Below are 18,165 nucleotides of genomic sequence, written 5' to 3' on the forward strand. Positions count from 1 at the left end.
GGCTCTTCATCCGCTGGCATGTTGAGGGGGTTCTGGAAATCCGCAGCGCATGGCTGCGGGATCGCGTCTGGAAGCGGCGATCAGGATAGGCGGCTGATGAGCGCCCCGAAGACACGCGCAAAGAAGCGTGCCGGCAGGCGCTTGTGATCCTGCAGCACGACGACATGCTTTTCCGTGCATCCGAACTTGGATTCCATGAACCCGCATATAGCGATTTTTGCGCCTTTCGGCAATTGCGAAGAATCAAGGCGCGATACCGCGCCTCAGCCGCTTTTCCAGCGCCCGGAGCGCCAGCGAAAGGCCGATGGTCAGGACGAGATAGACATAGGCGACGATGGAATAGGTCTCGAAGAAGCGGAAGGAGCCGGAGGCATAGACCTTGCCCATCTGGGTGATGTCGGCGACGCCGAGCACGGAGACGAGGGACGAGTCCTTCACCATCGCCACGAAATCGTTGCCGAGCGGCGGCAGGATCACGCGGATCGCCTGCGGGAAGACGACGAGGCGAAAGCGCTGGAAGCGCGAGAGGCCCAGGGCCTTGGCCGCCTCGACCTGCCCCTTGTCCACGGACTGGATGCCGGCGCGGAAAACCTCGGCGATGAAGGCGGAATAGCCGATCATCAGCGCGATGATCGCCCGCCACATCAGCGAGAGGTCGCGCACCTGCACCGGTTCCATGGTGCCGGCGGCAACAAGCGGGCCGAGAATGAAATTGACGGCAGCCACCAGCGCCGGTGCGCCGACGAAGGCGATGTAGAACAGGAGGACGAGAATCGGCACCCCGCGGATCACCTCCGTGTAGAAGCGCGCGACCTGGCGCAGCGCCTTGCTTTCGGACAGCGCCATCAGCGCGACGCCGAGCCCGAGCAGCGTTGCGAGCAGGAAGGCGACGAGGGTCACGAAGATCGTGACCCACAATCCCTTCAGCACCACGCCGAAGACCTGCCGGTAGAGATCGTTCGCGACGATGACGCCCGCAAGCGCCAGCGCGATGACAGCGAGCGCGACCAGCCACCAGGGATAGTCACCCTTCGCCGCGCCGGGGGAAACGGGAGCCATGGCCGCCCGTCACTCCCCCATCTTGTAGTCGAGGAACCACTTCTTATCGAGCGCGCCCAGCGTGCCGTCGGCCTTGAGCGCGGCGATCGCCGCATTGACCGGGGCGACGAGATCGGAGCCCTTCGGGAAGATGAAGCCGAAATCCTCCGTGCCGAGCGGTTCGCCGACCACCTTGAGCTTGCCGCCCGAAGCGTCGACATAGCCCTTGGCCGCGACGCTGTCGGTGAGGACGAGGTCGACGTCGCCGGCCTGCAACGCCTGCACCGTCGCGCCGAAGGTCTCGAACAGCTTGATGCGCGGGTTCTGCTCGTTGCCGTCGAGGATCTCGTAGACGGCGGTGTAGAAGGGCGAGGTGCCCGGCTGGGCGGCGATCAGGCCGTCCTTGAGCGCGGCGAAGCTCTTGGCGTCGGAAAAGCGGTTCTCGTCGGCGCGCACCAGCATGAACTGCTGCGAGCGCATGTAGGGATCGGAGAAGTCCACCTTCTCCTTGCGGTCGTCCTTGATGGTGATGCCGGTCATGCCGATATTGTACTGGTTGTCGGAGACGGCCTGGATCATCGCGTCCCAGGAGGAGTTCTGGTACTCGACCTTGAAGTCGAGGCGCTTGGCGATCTCGTTCATCGCGTCATATTCCCAGCCGATCTGCTCGCCGCTCTTGGGATCGACGAACTGCAGCGGCGGATAGGCGTTTTCCGTGACGACCACGACGGTCCTGCCGCCGAGATCGGGAAGGTCCGAGGCGCATGCCATGGCGGGCGCGAGGGCAACGGCAGCAAGGCCTGCGAGAATGGCGCGGCGGGACAACATCGAAATACGCTCCTGAATTGTGGCGGCGAAACACTGTCACAGGTGCAGGGCGGCAGGCAAGCATGCCGCTTGCGCGCCAAGGCTTCTCCGTAAAACAAAAAGCCGCCGGCTGGCGCCGACGGCTTTCATGAAGGGATGCGCGGCCGGATTATTCGGCGGCGGCTTCCGCAGCCTTTGCGGCTTCGGCAGCTTCAGCGGCGGCCTTCTCGGCGGCAAGCGCCTGAGCGGCTGCAACCTTTTCAGCTTCCAGACGTGCCTTTTCCTCGGCAATGGCCTGGCGCTCGGCGTCGTTCAGCTTGCGGGCGCGCGTGCCGGTGTTCTCGACGATACGAGCCGACTTGCCGCGACGATCGCGCAGATAGTAGAGCTTGGCGCGGCGGACCTTACCGCGGCGGACGACTTCGACGCCTTCGACGAGCGGCGAGTAGATCGGGAAGACGCGCTCGACGCCTTCGCCGTAGGAAATCTTGCGAACGGTGAAGCTCTCGTTGAGGCCACCGCCGGAACGGGCGATGCAGACGCCCTCATAGGCCTGGACGCGGGTACGCGAGCCTTCCGTGACGCGCACGTTGACGCGAACGGTGTCGCCCGGGGAGAATTCCGGGAGCTGGCGCTTGGCTTCGATCTTGGCGGCCTGTTCGGCTTCGAGCTGCTGGATGATGTTCATCGGTCTAACCTTCGGTTCTTCTGAAACAGCCAGAGCGCTCGACGGTGGCCTTCGAGGTCATGCCTCTCGGGTTGGTCCGTTGCCGGACGGAGCGGATTCGCCATTCTTTGCTTGCAGGTCGGCTGGGTAATCCCAAATCCGTGCGGGCCAATACACCAAACGAGGCGGCTTGTCATCCCCTGCGGCCAAAGAATCGACGGCGGGACCGTCGCCACCCGTCCTTGCGGCTCCTCAAGCGTGACGCTATCACCCTTACGAGGAGAAGGGCGCGGCCCTGCCGGCGCTCCGGGGAGCATCATGACCTTTGCCGACGCCATCTTTCTGTTCGTTGCCGGGTTCCTGTCCGGTGTCGTCAACGCCATCGCGGGTGGCGGCACCTTCCTCACCTTCGGCGCGATGACGATGCTCGGACTGCCGCCCATCCTCGCCAGCGCGACCTCCGCCATCACGCAGTTTCCCGGCTATATCACGTCCTCGCTCGCCTATGCCCGCGAAATCCGCGCCGACTGGAAGGAGGCGGTCCAGCTCGGGGCTCTCTCGCTGGTCGGCGGCCTCGGCGGGGCCTTGCTGCTGCTGTCGCTCTCCAACCAGTCCTTCCGGGCGCTGGTGCCGTGGCTGCTGCTGGCCGCAACCGCCGTCTTCGCCGCGGGGCCCTATCTCAAGCCGAAGACCCTCAGCCCGGAAAAGCCCGTCACGCCGCTCGGGCTGTTCGGCCAGTTCGTCACTTCGATCTATGGCGGCTTCTTCGGCGCGGGCATGGGCATCATGACGCTGGCCGTGCTCGGGCTGACCAAGGGCGGCGACTATCACCGGCTGAATGCGCTGAAGAATTTTCTCGCCGTGGTGATCGCGGCCATGGCCATCGTCGTCTTCGCCAGCGGCAAGGTGGTCGGCTGGCCGCAGGCCGCCGTCATGGTGCCGGCGGCGGGCCTCGGCGGCTGGTCCGGCGTCTGGGCGGCGCGGCGCGTGCCGCAGCCGGTGATCCGCGCGCTCGTCGTCGCCGTCGGCCTTGCCCTGACGGCCTACTACTTCTTGACGGGTTGATCGGAGAGAAGGTCCGGCCGGCGCTCGAGCGTCAGCTTTTCCGCTTCCTCGCGGCGCCATCTGTCTATGGCCGCGTGGTTGCCCGACGTCAGCACGCCGGGGATTTCCAGGCCTTCGAAGACCTGCGGACGAGTATAGTGCGGATGTTCCAGCAGCCCGCCCTCGAAGCTCTCATGCTCGCCGGAAAGCGCATTGCCCATGACGCCGGGCAGAATACGCACGACGGCATCGATGAGGATCATCGCCGCCGGTTCGCCGCCCGAAAGGATGTAGTCGCCGATGGAGACTTCCTCGAGCTGCCGCCCGTCGATGACGCGCTGGTCGACGCCCTCGAAGCGGCCGCAGACGATGATCGCGCCCTCGCCGGCCGCAAGTTCGCGCACGCGCTTCTGCGTCAGCGGTTTTCCGCGCGGGCTCATCAGGAGGCGCGGGCGGTCGTCGCCCGCGGAGGCATGGTCGATGGCCTTGGCCAGCACGTCCGGCTTCAGCACCATGCCCGCCCCGCCGCCGGCCGGCGTGTCGTCGACGGTGCGGTGACGGTCGGTGGTGAAATCGCGGATCTGCACGCAGTCGAGCGACCAGTCACCGCGCGTCAGCGCCTTGCCGGAGAGAGACTGGCCGAGAAAGCCCGGAAACATCTCCGGATAGAGCGTCAGGATGGTGGCGCGGAAAGCCACGTCACTCCCCCTCGCCCTGCGGCGGGCGGCGACGGCGGCTGCCGGGACCGTCCTTGTCGTCATCGACGAGGCCGGCGGCGACGGCGTCGATCAACAGGCGCCCGCCTTCGACGTCGATCTCCAGCACCGCGGCCTCGGAGAAGGGAATGAGCACGGGACGCTTGCCCGGCCCCTTGAGTTCGAGGAGATCGCCCGCGCCGAAATCGAAGATGCCCGTCACCTTGCCGTGGCTGCGGCCGGTCGTGTCGACAGCCTCCAGCCCTTCGAGGTCGGCATAGAAGAACTCGTCCTCGTCCAGCTCCTCGTCCGGCAGGTTGTCGCGCTCGATATAGAGATCGAGGCCGTTCAGCGCCTCGGCGGCGTTGCGGTCGTTGATGCCGCGGAAGCGCACGACGACGACGTTCTTCGCCTCGCGCACCTCCAGCACTTCGAAGGACCGGCCGTCCTCGGTGTGGAGATGGCCGTAATCGCCGATGGCGGTCGGGTCGATGGTGTAGGATTTCACGCGGACCTCGCCGCGCAGGCCCTGCGCCGCGCCGACGCTGCCCATGAGGACGGGATTTTCCAGTTTCACCATGGTTCGGTTCCGTGTGGTCTTGCAAAGCCTCTTACGACGTTCGCGCTGAGGCTCCTAGAGCATTTCCAGCCGAAGCGGCATCGCTTCGGCGTCGGACAATGCGGTAAAACAAAAAGCCTGAGCAATTCCAGCAAAAGTGTGCAGCGGTTTTGCGTTCGGAATTGCGGCAGACAAATGAAAACGGGCGGCATGAAGCACGCCGCCCGTCTCCATAAAAAGTCGAGGCAGATTATTCGCCAGCGGCAGCAGCAGCGGCGTCTTCTTCCTTCTGCTTCTTTTCGGCGGCGCGCTCGAGAGCCTTCTTGCCCGGCTTTGCCTTGTCCGGGTTGTTGCGGGCTTCGCGCTTCAGGACGCCGGCGTCGTCGAGGAAGCGGGCAACGCGGTCGGTCGGCTGGGCGCCCTTGGCGAGCCATTCCTTGGCGCGGTCGGCGTCGATCTGGACGCGGGTCGCGTCTTCCTTGCCGAGCATCGGGTTCCAGGAACCGATCTTGTCGAGGAAGCGGCCGTCACGCGGGGAGCGGGCGTCGGCGACGACGATCTGGTAGTAGGGGCGCTTCTTGGAACCGCCACGGGCGAGACGAATCTTCAGGGACATGTCATTTCTCCTTGGGTAGATGGGCCGCTTTTCAAGCGGTGTGGTTTGCGCCGCCATGTTCGGCGGCAATGGCTTCATGATGCCGGATCACCTCGCGGATGATGAAGTTCAGGAACTTCTCCGCGAAATCCGGATCCAGATTGGCATCCTTCGCCAGGCGGCGAAGGCGTTCGATCTGGTATTCCTCGCGCGCCGGATCGGCCGGCGGCAGTTCATGCGTCGCCTTCAGCACGCCCACCGCCTTGGTGCAGCGGAAGCGTTCGGCGAGCATATGGACGAGGGCGGCGTCGATATTGTCGATCGACTGCCGGTATTCCCCCAGTTGCTGCTTGACCTTCGGATCGATCGTCATGCGGCGTTCCTCACTTCTTCTTCGGCAGGCCGGGCAGGCCCGGAAGGCCGCCGCCGAGACCGGGCAGGCGAAGACCGCCGCTGCCGCCGAGGCCCGGCAGGCTGCCCGGCTTGATACCGGCGGCTTCCGCCTGCTTGGCGAGCGCCTCGAGCTGCTTGGGATCCATGCTGGAAAGATCGGGCATGCCGCCGCCAAGGCCGCCGAGGCCCATCTTGCCGGCAAGGCCGCCCATCATCTGCTTCATCATGCCGCCCTTCTTGCCGCCCATCATCTTCATCATGTCCGCCATCTGGCGGTGCATCTTGAGAAGCTTGTTGATGTCGGCGGCATCGGTGCCGGAACCGGCGGCGATGCGCTTCTTGCGGGAATGCTTGAGCATGTCGGGGTTGGCGCGCTCGGCCTTGGTCATCGAATTGATGATGGCGATCTGGCGGCCGAAGAGCTTGTCGTCGAGGCCGGCGGCCGACATCTTGTCCTTCATGCCGGCCATGCCGGGCATCATCCCCATGATGCCGCCCATGCCGCCCATCTTCTGCATCTGGCGCAGCTGGTCGGCGAGGTCGTTGAGGTCGAACTTGCCCTTGGCCATCTTGGCGGCCATGGCGGCCGCCTTCTCGGCGTCGATGTTCTCCGCCGCCTTCTCGACGAGCGAGACGATGTCGCCCATGCCGAGGATGCGGTCGGCGACGCGGCGGGGATGGAATTCCTCCAGCTCGCCCATCTTCTCGCCGACGCCGATCAGCTTGATCGGCTTGCCGGTGACGGCGCGCATGGAAAGGGCCGCACCGCCGCGGCCGTCGCCGTCCATGCGGGTGAGCACGAGGCCGGTGATGCCGACGCGGTCGTCGAAATTGCGGGCGAGGTTGACGGCGTCCTGGCCGGTCAGCGCGTCGGCGACGAGCAGGATCTCGTGCGGATTGGACTTCCGCTTGATCTCCGCCATCTCGATCATCAGCGGTTCGTCGATATGGGTGCGGCCGGCGGTGTCGAGGATGACGACGTCATGGCCGCCGAGCTTGGCTGCCTGTACGGCGCGGGCGGCGATATCGGTCGGTGACTGGCCGGCGATGATCGGCAGCGTGTCGATGCCGGTCTGCACGCCGAGCTGGCGAAGCTGCTCCTGCGCGGCCGGGCGGCGCGTGTCGAGCGAGGCCATCAGGACCTTCTTCTTCTCGCGCGTCTTCAGCCGGTTGGCGATCTTGCCCGACGTCGTGGTCTTGCCCGAGCCCTGCAGGCCGACCATCATGATGACGACGGGCGCGCTAGCGTTGAGGTCGATGGAGACGCCCTCGGAGCCGAGCATGGATACCAGCTCGTCATGGACGAGCTTGACGACCATCTGGCCGGGCTTGATCGACTTCAGGATTTCCGCGCCGACGGCCTTTTCGCGCACCGCATCCGTGAAGGAGCGCACCACTTCCAGCGCCACGTCCGCTTCCAGCAGCGCGCGGCGGACCTCGCGCAGCGCCGCCGAGACATCGGCCTCGGAAAGCGCGCCACGGCCTGTCAGTCCATTCAGAATGGAGCCAAGGCGGTCCTGGAGTGTTTCAAACATCACGTCTTCCTTCTTGTTTCCGCGTCACGCGGAAACGTCGGTGCAATCGGCGTCAAAAACAAGACGCAAAGCCAAAAAGCACCCGAGGGCGCATCGCGCTGTCGGGTGTTGACCTCCGGGATCTGTTTATACCGCAATGGGTCCCGGTCGGCGGCTTCAAGCAGTCTCACTTGTCGCAGATGCGCGGCTTAAACAGCAAAGGGGCCGGAAAGTCAAGGATTGGAGTCTTGCGAATCCTTCGCGCAGCAAGGATTCGGCAGCGGCGCGGGCAGGATTCGAAGACTCCGTCTGGTAATCGAGGCCTGTTTGCGCCATATACGCGCAAGAAATCAAAGACTCCACGCCGGGTCTTTACAGGAACATTCCGACATGGCCGCTGAAGCGCAATTCGCCCGTATGAACGGACTGGGAAACATGATCCTGGTCGTGGACATGCGTGGCCGCGCCGATGCCGTGACGCCGGCGGCCGCCATCGCGCTCAATGCCGATCCTGCGACCCGCTTCGACCAGATCATGGCGATCCACGATCCGAAGGTCGACGGCACGGATGCCTTCATCGACATCCTCAACTGCGACGGCACCAAAGCGCAGGCCTGCGGCAACGGCACGCGCTGCGTCGTGCAGGCGCTCGCCGCCGAGACAGGGCGCAAGGCCTTCATCTTCCAGACGGTTGCCGGCATCCTCAACGCCACCGAACATGCGGACGGCACGATCTCCGTCGACATGGGCCGGCCGGTCTTCGAATGGGACCGCATTCCGCTCGCGGAGGAATTCTTCGACACGAGCCGCATCGAATTGCAGATCGGGCCGATCGACGCGCCGATCCTGCATTCGCCCGCCGCCATGTCCATGGGCAACCCGCATGCCGTCTTCTGGGTCGATCGCGATCCGATGAGCTTCGATCTCGACCGCTTCGGCCCGCTCCTCGAAAACCATCCGATGTTCCCGGAAAAGGCCAATATCACGCTGGCGCAGGTCACCTCGCCGTCCTCCATGACGACGCGGACCTGGGAGCGCGGCGCGGGCCTGACGCTCGCCTGCGGCTCGGCCGCCTGCGCGGCCGGCGTTTCCGGCGCGCGCACCGGGCGGACGGGCCGTAAGGTCGCCGTGACGGTCGCCAGCAGCCCGAACCGCGGCACGCTGACCATCGAATGGCGCGAGGACGATCATGTCGTGATGACGGGGCCTGCCGAATGGGAATGGTCGGGCACGCTCGATCCCTCGACCGGCGCCTTCCGCCGCGACGAGACCGGGGCGGCCGCCCTTTGAGCGGCGTTACGGTCATAACCTTCGGCTGTCGGCTCAACACCTACGAATCGGAAGTGATGCGCGCGCAGGCCGAGAAGGCGGGGCTGAACAATGCCGTGCTGGTGAACACCTGCGCCGTCACCGGCGAGGCCGTGCGCCAGGCCCGTCAGGCGATCCGCCGTGCCCGTCGCGACAATCCCCATGCCCGCATCATCGTCACCGGCTGCGCGGCGCAGACGGAGAAGCACACCTTTGCCGATATGCCGGAGGTGGACGCGGTGCTCGGCAACGAGGAGAAGCTGAAAAGCGCTTCCTACCGCGCGCTGCCGGATTTCGGCGTCTCGGCGGAAGAAAAGCTGCGCGTCAACGACATCATGAGCGTGCGCGAGACCGCGCCGCAGATGGTGAAGCTGATCGACGGCCATGTGCGCGCTTTCGTGCAGGTGCAGAACGGCTGCGATCACCGCTGCACCTTCTGCATCATCCCCTATGGCCGCGGCAATTCCCGCTCCGTGCCGATGGGCGCGGTGGTCGACCAGGCGCGCAGGCTCGTCGAGAGCGGCTACTGCGAGATCGTGCTGACGGGCGTCGATGCGACAAGCTACGGCGCGGACCTGCCCGGCAAGCCGAGCCTCGGCCTGCTCGCCAAGACGCTTCTGAAGCAGATGCCGGAAATCCGCCGGCTGCGGCTTTCCTCCATCGACAGTATCGAGGCGGACGACCATCTCTGGGATCTCATCGCCGACGAGCCCCGCTTCATGCCTCACCTGCATCTTTCCTTGCAGCATGGTGACGACCTGATCCTCAAACGCATGAAGCGCCGCCATTCGAGCGCCGATGCGCGAGATTTTTGCGCGCGAGTGCGGACGGCACGGCCGGATGCCAGCTTTGGCGCGGATATGATCGCGGGTTTCCCGACGGAAACGGAAGAAATGTTCGCCAATGCGGCGCGGCTCGCGGAAGACTGCGGCATCGCTCATCTCCACGTCTTTCCCTACAGCCCGCGCCCCGGCACGCCGGCCGCGCGCATGCCGCAGCTCGACCGCACGCTCGTCAAGGACCGCGCCGCCCGGCTGCGCGAGACTGGAAAAAGGCTGCACGAGGCCCATCTCGTCTCGATGATCGGGAGAGAGGAAACGATCCTCGTGGAGAACAACGGCCTTGCCCATACGGAAAACTTCACGCTCGTCGATGCCGAGGGGCTTAAGGCCCGCGATCTTGTGCCGGTGACGATCACCGGACACAATGGCAGGCACCTGACGATGCGGCCCCTCAATGCGGCCGGCGCCGCGTCCCTTCGCAACTAGCGGATACCTTTCATGGCTCTCGGCTTCATCAAGAAGATTTTTACATTCGGAAAAGACACCGCCACCGAGCCGAAGCCGGAGGCGGAAGCGCCTGTTGCCGGGCAGCAGGTGGTAGAGACACCTGTCGCCGAGCCGGACATCATCGACCAGCCGGCCGTCGAGCCTGCACCGGAAGAGACCGCATCGGAGGAAACCGCGGAAATCCCGGCCGCCCCTGCCGAGGAAGACGAGGACCGCGATCCGCTGCTCGATGAGGCGGAGGCCGTCAATCCGGAAGCGGACTACCATATTCCGGAAGACGTCGAACCGGAGATCTACCCACTTCCCCACGCACCGACTCCGCCGGTGGCCGAAGAGCCGGCCGAAGCGGAGCCCGTGAGCGAGCCGGCCGCCGAAGAGGTCGTCGCAGAGCCGGAAGCCGGGGCAGAAGACGAAACCGTCGAAGAAGAGCCGGTCGAAGAATTCGTCGCACCCGTGGAAGAGATCGCCGAGGCGGAATCGGAAGAGGATACGCCGGACGACATCGAGGACCCCGTTCTGGCAGAAGCCCTCCGCGCTGAAAAGCCCGCCGACGCGCCCGCCTTGCCGAAGGGCTTTGCCACATCCGTGAAGGCGCCCGTCGAGGAGGCCGTGCCCGTGGCGCAGCCGAAGCGCACCTGGTTCCAGCGCCTGCGCGAGGGCCTTGCCCGCACCTCCTCGCAGCTTACCGGCCAGATCACCAGCCTCTTCACCAAGCGCAAGCTCGACGACGACACGCTGCAGGACCTCGAAGACCTGCTGATCCAGGCCGATCTCGGCGTGGAGACGGCGCTGCGCATCACCGACACGCTCGCCTCCGAGCGCTACGGCAAGGACGTGACCGGCGCGGACGTCTCGCGCATCATGTCGGCGGAAATCACCAAGGTCCTCGAACCTGTCGCAAAACCGCTTGAGCTCGATCTCAGCCACAAGCCGCATGTCATCCTCGTCGTCGGGGTCAACGGCACCGGCAAGACGACGACCATCGGCAAGCTCGCCGCCAAGCTTTCCGGCGCGGGCCTCAAGGTCATGCTGGCGGCCGGCGATACGTTCCGCGCCGCCGCCATCGAGCAGCTCAAGATCTGGGCGGATCGCACCGGCTCCGACATCGTTTCCTCCAAGCTCGGCGCCGATGCGGCGGGGCTTGCCTACGAGGCTTACGAGCAGGCCAAGCTGAAGAAGAGCGACGTCCTCATCGTCGACACCGCCGGCCGCCTCCAGAACAAGGCCGAGCTGATGGCGGAACTGGAGAAGATCGTGCGCGTCCTCGGCAAGCTCGATCCCGACGCCCCGCATACCGTGCTCCAGACACTCGACGCCACGACCGGCCAGAACGCGATGAACCAGGTGGAGATTTTCCGCAACGTCGCGGGGGTCTCGGGCCTGATCATGACAAAATTGGACGGTACGGCCCGCGGCGGCATCCTTGTGGCGATTGCCGCCAAGCACAAGCTGCCGGTCTATTTCATCGGTGTCGGCGAAGGGATCGACGATCTCGAACCCTTCGAGGCCAAGGATTTCGCGGAAGCGATCGCAGGAGTTGGAGCATGAGCAAGGTAACGCTGGACGCACCGGCCAAGGAAGAGGAGAAGGTCAGCCCCCTCCTCAAGATGGTGCTGGAGCTCGGACCGCTCGTCGTCTTCTTCTTCGCCAATTCGCGCGGCGAATGGCTGGCGTCGCACTTTCCCGTGCTGGCCGAGATGGGCGGGCCGATCTTCATCGCCACCGGCCTCTTCATGGCCGCAACGGCCATCGCGCTCGTCGTCTCGTGGATCCTGACGCGCACCCTGCCGATGATGCCGCTGATCTCGGGCGTCGTCGTCTTCGTCTTCGGCGCGCTGACGCTCTGGCTGCAGAACGACACCTTCATCAAGATGAAGCCGACCATCGTCAACACGCTGTTCGGCGTCATCCTGCTCGGCGGGCTTTTCTTCGGGAAGTCGCTGCTCGGCTACGTCTTCCACGCCGCCTTCAAGCTGACGGACGAGGGCTGGCGCAAGCTGACGCTGCGCTGGGGCCTGTTCTTCATCGTGCTCGCCGTGATGAACGAGGTCGTCTGGCGCAACTTCTCGACCGATTTCTGGGTCGCCTTCAAGGTCTGGGGCACCATGCCCATCACCATCCTCTTCACGCTCTCGCAGATGCCGCTGATCATGCGCCATTCGGCCGAGCAGCCGGAAGAAGAAAAGGCGCCGTAAGCCTCACGCGTAGGCGAAATCCGCCGTCTTGCTGATCAGCACGGCCTTCAGTTTTTCCAGCGCCCGGTTCTCGATCTGGCGCACGCGCTCCTTCGAGATGCCGAGGAGAACGCCCAGTTCCTCGAGCGTTGCGCCGTTCTCGGCGAGGCGGCGGGCGCGGATGATCTTCATCTCGCGCTCGTTGAGCTGACCGAGCGCCGAATGCAGCCAGTGATGACGGCGTTCGCCGTCGATGCTGCCCTCGGCCTGCTCGTCGGGCAGGGGCGCGTCGCTGGTGAGGAAATCGAGGCGGTTCGAGCCTTCGCCGCCCTCCCCTACCGAAAGCGGCGCCTGGAGGGAGACGTCGGAGGCGGAAAGCCGCGCATCCATGGTGCGCACATCCGCCGTGCTGACCCCGAGAGCCGCCGCGATCTCCTGATGGATCGCCTCGCTCGTCAGATGGTCGTCGCCGCGGGCGAGCCGGGCGCGAAGGCGCCGGAGGTTGAAGAAGAGCGCCTTCTGCGCGGAGCTGGTGCCGCCGCGCACGATGGACCAGTTGCGCAGCACATAGTCCTGGATGGAAGCGCGGATCCACCAGCTTGCATAGGTGGAGAAGCGCACCTGCCGCTCCGGCTCGAAGCGGGCTGCCGCTTCCAGCAGGCCGATATAGCCTTCCTGCACGAGATCGCCGAGCGGCAGGCCGAAGTTGCGGAACTTGCCGGCCATCGAGACGACGAGGCGCATATGGGCCATGGCGATGCGATTGCGCGCATGCTGGTCGTGATTGTCCTTCCAGGCATGGGCGAGGGCCTGCTCCTCCTCCCTTTCCAGATAGGGGGCGGACATAGCGAGCTTGATCATGCGGCGGTCTGCGGTCGTCGTAGCCATGGCGGTCTCTCCACGTGAACCGAGGCGGCGAGAGGCACTATCTCTCGTCTGCGTGACGATGACGTTTCAGAGGAGCCTGCGGATCGCTCGAAAAGGGCTTCGAGCGAAGAAAGCGGCTGTTCCACTCCCGCGGCCGCCCGGAGCCGGTCGTCCTCGGGCGTTCAAACGGGTGCGGCGCAAAAAAGTTCCAATAAAAAACCCGGCTGTCGCCAGCCGGGCTTTAAATTTCGACGTTGCGCCCTAGATCAGGCCGCTTCGTCCTGCGAGTCGTCTTCCTCGATGGCCTTGCCGCGCTTCGGACCCTTGGCGAGGTTCGTCTCGACGAGACGGACGGCTTCGGTTTCCGACATCTTGTTCACGGCGGCGATTTCGCGGGCCATGCGGTCGAGAGCGGCTTCATAGAGCTGACGCTCGGAATAGGACTGTTCCGGCTGGTTCTCGGCGCGATAGAGGTCGCGGACCACTTCGGCGATCGAGATCAGGTCGCCCGAATTGATCTTGGCATCGTATTCCTGCGCGCGGCGCGACCACATGGTACGCTTCACGCGGGCCTTGCCCTGGACAACCTTCAGCGCGCGGTCGACGAAATCGGTCTCCGACAGTTTGCGCATGCCGATGGAAACGGCCTTGGCAACCGGCACCTTGAGACGCATCTTGTCCTTCTCGAAATCGATGACAAAAAGCTCGAGCTTCATGCCGGCGACTTCCTGCTCTTCGATGGCGACGATCTGGCCGACGCCGTGAGCGGGATAGACGATCGACTCGCCGGTCTTGAAGCCCTGGCGCGTGGAAGATTTCTTCTGCTGGGTCGTCATTCTATTCAAATACTCCCTGTTACGCTCCCCGGCGATGGCCGGGGTGGGTCCGGGGACCCGGGAAAGACGGGGGGCACCTTGGGGGTGTCACCACTGGTCCGTCCGCCATGCGCAAAAACGTCCCTTTCGACGCGATCACATTTGAGCAACCGAGGTTGCCTATGGGAGGTGAGCGACGTTGAGGGATCGTTAGCTTTCGTGGTGGTGTTCGGGCACGCAAAATGCCGCGATTTGGATCAGTATCCGGACCTTATCACAAAAAAGTGCCGAAATCAATAATTTGCTTCGCATGGGTCATCAAGCCTGCCCTATCGCGCTTTTCGCGCGAGCATGCTTTTTTCCCCAGCTTCGGTCATTGCCGCCCGGTGCCGGGCGATCGCGCCCGGCCGGCGGGGTCAGTCGCCCTGGCCGGGCTTCGGCGAGAAATACTGCTCGTACTTGCCTTCCACGCCGTCCATTTCCTTGGCTTCCGGCATCGCATCGCGCTTGATCGTGATGTTCGGCCAGACCGAGGCGAATTCCGAATTGATCTTCAGCCACTTGTCGAGGCCCGGCTCGGTATCCGGCTTGATGGCCTCGGCGGGACATTCCGGTTCGCAGACGCCGCAGTCGATGCATTCGTCGGGATGGATGACGAGAAAGTTCTCGCCCTCGTAGAAGCAGTCGACGGGGCACACTTCCACACAGTCCGTGTACTTGCAGCGGATGCAGTTGTCGGTCACGACATACGTCATGCTTCACTCCAGAATCGTCATAAGGCGGCGGAGGCGGGGCCATCCGGCGCCGCAAAACCTGTCACGCAGTCGGCTTGCCGGACAGAAGAGGGCCGCGCTCGCGCAGGCTGTCCGGTGGCTGAGGTAAAGGCTTTGCGGGCGCTTTGCAAGCGTAATACATGCGCCGCCTGACGCGGGCGAGGTATAGAATTCTAATCCTCGTCGTCGCCGGGAAAAGCCTGGAGCCGGTCGGTTTCCCGCCGCTCCCGCTTCGTCGGGCGTCCGGCGCCCCGTTCGCGCGTCGCCTGCGCGAAAAGATTGCGCTCCTCGCGGGATGGAGGGGGCGGCGTCATGTCGCTGTAAAGAAGACGGGCTTCCTCATAGGGGCCGCGGCGCACGCCGGGCTGGAGCACCTTGACCACCGTGTCGTGCCGGTCGAGCGAGAGGACGATAACGTCGCCCGGCCGCACCGCATGCGAGGGCTGGCGGACACTGACGCCGTTGACGCTGACATCGCCCGCCTCGACGGACTTCGCCGCGAGCGAGCGGGACTTGCGCAGCCGAGCGAAGAACAGCCACTTGTCGATGCGCTGTCGCGCCTGACCCGCCGGCTGTTCCTCATTATGCGCCATCGGCCTACTTCTTCATCTGCTCCTTGAGCGCCGCGAGCTTGGCGAAGGGCGAATCCGGATCGATCGGCTTTTCCTTGCGGGGCGGCCGGGCCTCGAACTTCGCCTGCTGCGGCTTGCCGCCACGGTCGTTGCGCTCGCCGCGATCCGGGCGGTTGCCGCCCTGCGGCTTTCCGTCGCGGCCCTTGTTCTGGTCCGGGCGGCCGCGGCCGCCTTCCCGGCGCTCGCCACGCTCGCCGGCCGGCTGGCCGCGATGACGCTCGCCGCCGCGGCGTTCGCCCTGGCCCTGACGGTCGCCGTGGCGCTGGCCCTGACGCTGGTTGTCGTGGCGCGAGCCCGGACGCCAGAGGAGGACGGGCTTGGCCTCGGCCGGCTCGCCTTCGACGGTGGCTTCCGCGACCGGGGCTTCCTCGGCCTCGGCAACGGGTGCCTCGGTGGCCGCAGCCGGAGCCTCGGCTGTCTCGACCGGGGCTTCAGCCGTCGCTTCGCCTTCGTCGGACGCATCGGCGTCATGCTCGTCGGAGGTCTCCGCACTCGCTTCCGCTTCCGCCGGGGTTTCCGGAGCGGCAGCGGCCGGGGCCTGCGCGGCGAGGAAGGCGGCAGCCTCCTCGGCCTTCACGCTGTCGGCGCGGTAGCCGAGACCCTTGAGGATTTCCTCCATGTCGTCGGGCGTCGCGCCGAGAATGGAGAGCATGGCGGTCGTCGCCATGAAGCGGCGGCCGTCATAGGCGCCTTCCGGACGCGGCGTGCCAGGCTTCCACTGCAGGAGCGGACGGATGAGGTCGGCAAGGCGCTCGAGGATGTCGATGCGCACGGCGCGCTTGCCGAGGAAACGGAAGCCGGCCAGCTTGTAGAAGGCGCGCTCGTAGCTCGGATCGGTGACGACCGAGGTCCGGCCGGCGGCCAGCACCGGGATCAGGTCGCCATAGCCCGGCTTGTCGAGGCCGTCGTTCTTCAGCGCCCAGAGCAGCGTGATGAGTTCGGCCGGAGCGGGCTTCAGCAGCGCCGGCATGAAGATGTGGTAGGCGCCGAAGCGGATGCCGTGCTTGCGCATGGAAGCGCGGGCGTCCTGGTCGAGCGCCTTCACGTCGTCGGCGACGTCGCGGCGGAACAGCACGCCGAGATTTTCGACGAGCTGGAAGGCGAGGCCCTTGGCAAGGCCCTGCAGGTCTTCGGCACGCGAAAGGTCGTCGAGCGGCTTCAGCACTGTCGCGATGTGATGGTTCACGAAGCGCTCGATGCGGGCGGCGACATGGTCGCGCGCATTGCCCGTCAGCTGCTCGTCGGAGAGCAGGATGACGCGCGGACGCATGATATGGTCGGAGGCCGAAAGGCGGGCGACGGGATCGCCGAGCCAGCGCACGGTGCCGTCCGAGCTCAGCGCGAGATCGGCATTGCCGGCGGCATGCAGGCGTGCGGCACGGGCCTCGAACTCCAGCGCGAGCGCCTTCTGCGCAGCCGCCTGCACGGCCTTCGCATCGGGGCCTTCCGTCCCGGCGGCCAGCGTGAACCGGAAACCGGCCAACTGCCCGACATGATGTCCCTCTACGAAGACATCGCCATTCACACTGATTTCAGCTTCCAGCATCGCATTCTCTCTCAGGCGCTTCATGAGCACAGATGTCCTGCGATCAACAAAGCGTTTCGTCAACCGTTCATGTAGCGCATCGGACAATCGGTCTTCGATTTCCCGCGTCTTTTCCTGCCAGTGTGTCGGATCGGCAAGCCATCCGGGTCGATTCGACACATAGGTCCAGGTCCTTATCTGCGCGATTCGTGCCGAAAGCGTGTCGATCTCGCCATCGGTCCTGTCGGCCCGGCGGACCTGATCCGCCAGAAAATCCTCGTTCACCGTGCCACGCTTTACCAGGTCCGCATAGAGCGTCGAGATGAGATCGGCATGCTGGGCAGGCGTGATGCGGCGATAATCGGGAAGCGCGCAGGCTTCCCAGAGCTTTTCGACACGCTCGGGGGTCGTCGCAAGGTCCCGGACATCCGGGTAGCGCGAAAGATGGTCCAGCGCCTGCTGGTCGACGGCCGGCAGCGCCCGTGTCAGCCCGCCGATCGGCGGCGGTGCGTCGAGCGACTGGCGGAGCGATTGCAGGGAGGAATAGTCGAAGCGGGTCGTGCGCCATTGCAGCACCTTCACGGGATCGAAATGGTGCGTCTCGATGCGCTTGACCAGCTCGTCGTCGAAGGGATCGACGCGGCCCGTCACGCCGAAGGTGCCATCGCGCAGGTGCCGGCCGGCGCGGCCGGCGATCTGGGCGAGCTCGGCCGGGTTGAGGTTGCGGAACTGGTAGCCGTCGAACTTGCGGTCCTGCGCGAAGGCGACATGGTCGACGTCGAGGTTGAGACCCATGCCGATGGCGTCGGTAGCGACGAGATATTCGACGTCGCCCTCCTGGTAGAGCGCGACCTGCGCATTGCGCGTGCGGGGCGAGAGCGCCCCGAGCACCACCGCCGCCCCGCCGCGCTGGCGGCGGATCAGCTCGGCGATGGCATAGACCTCGTCGGCCGAGAAGGCGACGATGGCGGTGCGCTGCGGCAGGCGCGTGATCTTCTTCGAGCCGGAATAGAAAAGCTGCGACAGGCGCGGCCGCTCGATGACATGGATGCCGGGCAGGAGCTGCTCGAGGATCGGCTTCATGGTAGCCGCGCCGAGCAGCAGCGTCTCGTCGCGGCCCCTCAGATGCAGAACCCGGTCGGTGAAGATGTGGCCGCGTTCCAGATCGCCGGCAAGCTGCACCTCGTCGATGGCGACGAAGGCGGCGCGCGTCTCGCGCGGCATCGCCTCCACCGTGCAGACAGAGAAGCGCGCCATATGCGGCGTGATCTTCTCCTCGCCGGTGACGAGCGCGACATTGTGCTGGCCGACCTTCTCGACGAGGCGCGTATAGACCTCGCGCGCGAGAAGGCGCAGAGGCAGGCCGATGACGCCCGTCTCATGTGCCACCATGCGCTCGATTGCGTAGTGGGTCTTGCCCGTATTGGTCGGGCCGAGCACCGCGGTCACCCCGCGGCCGCTCAGGATCAT

At 65.4% G+C, this 18,165-nt stretch carries 19 protein-coding genes; 5 read left to right on the forward strand and 14 right to left on the reverse strand.

What is annotated here, in order from left to right:
- Nucleotides 1-243: 243 nt before the first annotated feature.
- The 3 genes from ACZ48C_RS15085 to rplS all read right to left on the reverse strand — a co-directional run bounded on the left by ACZ48C_RS15085 (nt 244) and on the right by rplS (nt 2,533).
- Entirely contained in the window at nt 244-1,059 is an 816-nt protein-coding gene (locus ACZ48C_RS15085; RefSeq protein WP_464781596.1) for an amino acid ABC transporter permease, read from the reverse strand.
- A gap of 9 nt (nt 1,060-1,068) precedes the next feature.
- A complete protein-coding gene (locus tag ACZ48C_RS15090; protein ID WP_464781597.1) occupies nt 1,069-1,866 on the reverse strand; it encodes a basic amino acid ABC transporter substrate-binding protein in 798 nt (265 codons plus the stop codon).
- 148 nt (nt 1,867-2,014) lie between these two features.
- The gene (rplS, locus tag ACZ48C_RS15095; RefSeq protein WP_119257827.1) at nt 2,015-2,533 is read right to left on the reverse strand and encodes a 50S ribosomal protein L19; all 519 of its coding nucleotides are present in this window, start codon (nt 2,531-2,533) and stop codon (nt 2,015-2,017) included.
- A 297-nt stretch (nt 2,534-2,830) separates the two neighbouring features.
- On the opposite strand from rplS, the gene ACZ48C_RS15100 reads away from it, so the two are divergent.
- Entirely contained in the window at nt 2,831-3,577 is a 747-nt protein-coding gene (locus ACZ48C_RS15100) for a sulfite exporter TauE/SafE family protein (RefSeq protein WP_464781598.1), read from the forward strand.
- Here the strand turns inward: ACZ48C_RS15100 and trmD are convergent.
- Genes trmD through ffh form a run of 6 tightly spaced genes read right to left on the reverse strand, consistent with a single transcriptional unit; the run spans nt 3,559 to nt 7,333 of the window.
- Nucleotides 3,559-4,254 (reverse strand): tRNA (guanosine(37)-N1)-methyltransferase TrmD, encoded by a 696-nt coding sequence (gene trmD, locus ACZ48C_RS15105; protein ID WP_464781599.1) that lies wholly within the window; start codon nt 4,252-4,254, stop codon nt 3,559-3,561. The genes ACZ48C_RS15100 and trmD overlap by 19 nt on opposite strands.
- 1 nt (nt 4,255) lies before the next feature.
- On the reverse strand, nt 4,256-4,831 hold the full coding sequence (gene rimM / locus ACZ48C_RS15110) for a ribosome maturation factor RimM (protein WP_119257830.1): 576 nt from the start codon (nt 4,829-4,831) through the stop codon (nt 4,256-4,258).
- A 54-nt stretch (nt 4,832-4,885) separates the two neighbouring features.
- On the reverse strand, nt 4,886-5,029 hold the full coding sequence (locus ACZ48C_RS15115; RefSeq protein WP_464781600.1) for a hypothetical protein: 144 nt from the start codon (nt 5,027-5,029) through the stop codon (nt 4,886-4,888).
- 31 nt (nt 5,030-5,060) lie between these two features.
- A complete protein-coding gene (rpsP, locus tag ACZ48C_RS15120) occupies nt 5,061-5,426 on the reverse strand; it encodes a 30S ribosomal protein S16 (RefSeq protein WP_119257831.1) in 366 nt (121 codons plus the stop codon).
- Between the two features lie 31 nt (nt 5,427-5,457).
- The gene (locus ACZ48C_RS15125; RefSeq protein ID WP_119257832.1) at nt 5,458-5,778 is read right to left on the reverse strand and encodes a chorismate mutase; all 321 of its coding nucleotides are present in this window, start codon (nt 5,776-5,778) and stop codon (nt 5,458-5,460) included.
- 10 nt (nt 5,779-5,788) lie between these two features.
- Nucleotides 5,789-7,333 carry a signal recognition particle protein gene (gene ffh / locus ACZ48C_RS15130; protein ID WP_464781601.1) on the reverse strand — a complete coding sequence of 515 codons (1,545 nt, stop codon included), beginning with the start codon at nt 7,331-7,333 and terminating at the stop codon, nt 5,789-5,791.
- Between the two features lie 369 nt (nt 7,334-7,702).
- Between ffh and dapF the strand changes: the two genes are divergently transcribed.
- From dapF to ACZ48C_RS15150, 4 genes are read left to right on the forward strand one after another with little or no spacing between them, the layout of a single operon-like run.
- Nucleotides 7,703-8,602: a diaminopimelate epimerase gene (gene dapF, locus ACZ48C_RS15135; protein ID WP_464781602.1), complete on the forward strand. Its 900-nt coding sequence runs from the start codon at nt 7,703-7,705 to the stop codon at nt 8,600-8,602.
- Complete coding sequence (gene mtaB, locus ACZ48C_RS15140; RefSeq protein WP_464781603.1) at nt 8,599-9,888, forward strand: tRNA (N(6)-L-threonylcarbamoyladenosine(37)-C(2))-methylthiotransferase MtaB; 1,290 nt, start codon at nt 8,599-8,601, stop codon at nt 9,886-9,888. The genes dapF and mtaB overlap by 4 nt, the downstream gene beginning before the upstream one ends.
- A 12-nt stretch (nt 9,889-9,900) precedes the next feature.
- The gene (gene ftsY, locus ACZ48C_RS15145; protein WP_464781604.1) at nt 9,901-11,457 is read left to right on the forward strand and encodes a signal recognition particle-docking protein FtsY; all 1,557 of its coding nucleotides are present in this window, start codon (nt 9,901-9,903) and stop codon (nt 11,455-11,457) included.
- Nucleotides 11,454-12,104: a septation protein A gene (locus ACZ48C_RS15150; protein ID WP_464781605.1), complete on the forward strand. Its 651-nt coding sequence runs from the start codon at nt 11,454-11,456 to the stop codon at nt 12,102-12,104. Before ftsY ends, ACZ48C_RS15150 begins: the two co-directional genes overlap by 4 nt.
- A gap of 3 nt (nt 12,105-12,107) precedes the next feature.
- On the opposite strand, the gene ACZ48C_RS15155 is transcribed toward ACZ48C_RS15150, so the two are convergent.
- The 5 genes from ACZ48C_RS15155 to ACZ48C_RS15175 form a co-directional block, all read right to left on the reverse strand.
- Nucleotides 12,108-12,971 (reverse strand): RNA polymerase factor sigma-32, encoded by an 864-nt coding sequence (locus ACZ48C_RS15155; RefSeq protein WP_119257838.1) that lies wholly within the window; start codon nt 12,969-12,971, stop codon nt 12,108-12,110.
- Nucleotides 12,972-13,216: 245 nt separating this feature from the next.
- Complete coding sequence (locus ACZ48C_RS15160) at nt 13,217-13,786, reverse strand: CarD family transcriptional regulator (RefSeq protein WP_119257839.1); 570 nt, start codon at nt 13,784-13,786, stop codon at nt 13,217-13,219.
- A gap of 395 nt (nt 13,787-14,181) precedes the next feature.
- Entirely contained in the window at nt 14,182-14,520 is a 339-nt protein-coding gene (fdxA, locus tag ACZ48C_RS15165; protein ID WP_119257840.1) for a ferredoxin FdxA, read from the reverse strand.
- Between the two features lie 191 nt (nt 14,521-14,711).
- The gene (locus ACZ48C_RS15170; protein WP_464781606.1) at nt 14,712-15,131 is read right to left on the reverse strand and encodes an RNA-binding S4 domain-containing protein; all 420 of its coding nucleotides are present in this window, start codon (nt 15,129-15,131) and stop codon (nt 14,712-14,714) included.
- Nucleotides 15,132-15,135: 4 nt separating this feature from the next.
- Nucleotides 15,136-18,165, reverse strand: coding sequence for a helicase-related protein (locus ACZ48C_RS15175; protein WP_464782817.1), 3,030 nt, complete (start codon nt 18,163-18,165; stop codon nt 15,136-15,138).

This window comes from Shinella sp. 1A1 (genome assembly GCF_055379515.1).

Bases quoted from the DNA above. Each gene is read 5' to 3' on its own strand.
- ACZ48C_RS15085 (WP_464781596.1), bottom strand. From the start codon at position 1,059: ATGGCTCCCGTTTCCCCCGGCGCGGCGAAGGGTGACTATCCCTGGTGG.
- ACZ48C_RS15090 (WP_464781597.1), bottom strand. From the start codon at position 1,866: ATGTTGTCCCGCCGCGCCATTCTCGCAGGCCTTGCTGCCGTTGCCCTC.
- rplS (WP_119257827.1), bottom strand. From the start codon at position 2,533: ATGAACATCATCCAGCAGCTCGAAGCCGAACAGGCCGCCAAGATCGAA.
- ACZ48C_RS15100 (WP_464781598.1), top strand. From the start codon at position 2,831: ATGACCTTTGCCGACGCCATCTTTCTGTTCGTTGCCGGGTTCCTGTCC.
- rimM (WP_119257830.1), bottom strand. From the start codon at position 4,831: ATGGTGAAACTGGAAAATCCCGTCCTCATGGGCAGCGTCGGCGCGGCG.
- rpsP (WP_119257831.1), bottom strand. From the start codon at position 5,426: ATGTCCCTGAAGATTCGTCTCGCCCGTGGCGGTTCCAAGAAGCGCCCC.
- ACZ48C_RS15125 (WP_119257832.1), bottom strand. From the start codon at position 5,778: ATGACGATCGATCCGAAGGTCAAGCAGCAACTGGGGGAATACCGGCAG.
- ffh (WP_464781601.1), bottom strand. From the start codon at position 7,333: ATGTTTGAAACACTCCAGGACCGCCTTGGCTCCATTCTGAATGGACTG.
- dapF (WP_464781602.1), top strand. From the start codon at position 7,703: ATGGCCGCTGAAGCGCAATTCGCCCGTATGAACGGACTGGGAAACATG.
- ftsY (WP_464781604.1), top strand. From the start codon at position 9,901: ATGGCTCTCGGCTTCATCAAGAAGATTTTTACATTCGGAAAAGACACC.
- ACZ48C_RS15150 (WP_464781605.1), top strand. From the start codon at position 11,454: ATGAGCAAGGTAACGCTGGACGCACCGGCCAAGGAAGAGGAGAAGGTC.
- ACZ48C_RS15155 (WP_119257838.1), bottom strand. From the start codon at position 12,971: ATGGCTACGACGACCGCAGACCGCCGCATGATCAAGCTCGCTATGTCC.
- ACZ48C_RS15160 (WP_119257839.1), bottom strand. From the start codon at position 13,786: ATGACGACCCAGCAGAAGAAATCTTCCACGCGCCAGGGCTTCAAGACC.
- fdxA (WP_119257840.1), bottom strand. From the start codon at position 14,520: ATGACGTATGTCGTGACCGACAACTGCATCCGCTGCAAGTACACGGAC.
- ACZ48C_RS15170 (WP_464781606.1), bottom strand. From the start codon at position 15,131: ATGGCGCATAATGAGGAACAGCCGGCGGGTCAGGCGCGACAGCGCATC.
- ACZ48C_RS15175 (WP_464782817.1), bottom strand. From the start codon at position 18,165: ATGATCCTGAGCGGCCGCGGGGTGACCGCGGTGCTCGGCCCGACCAAT.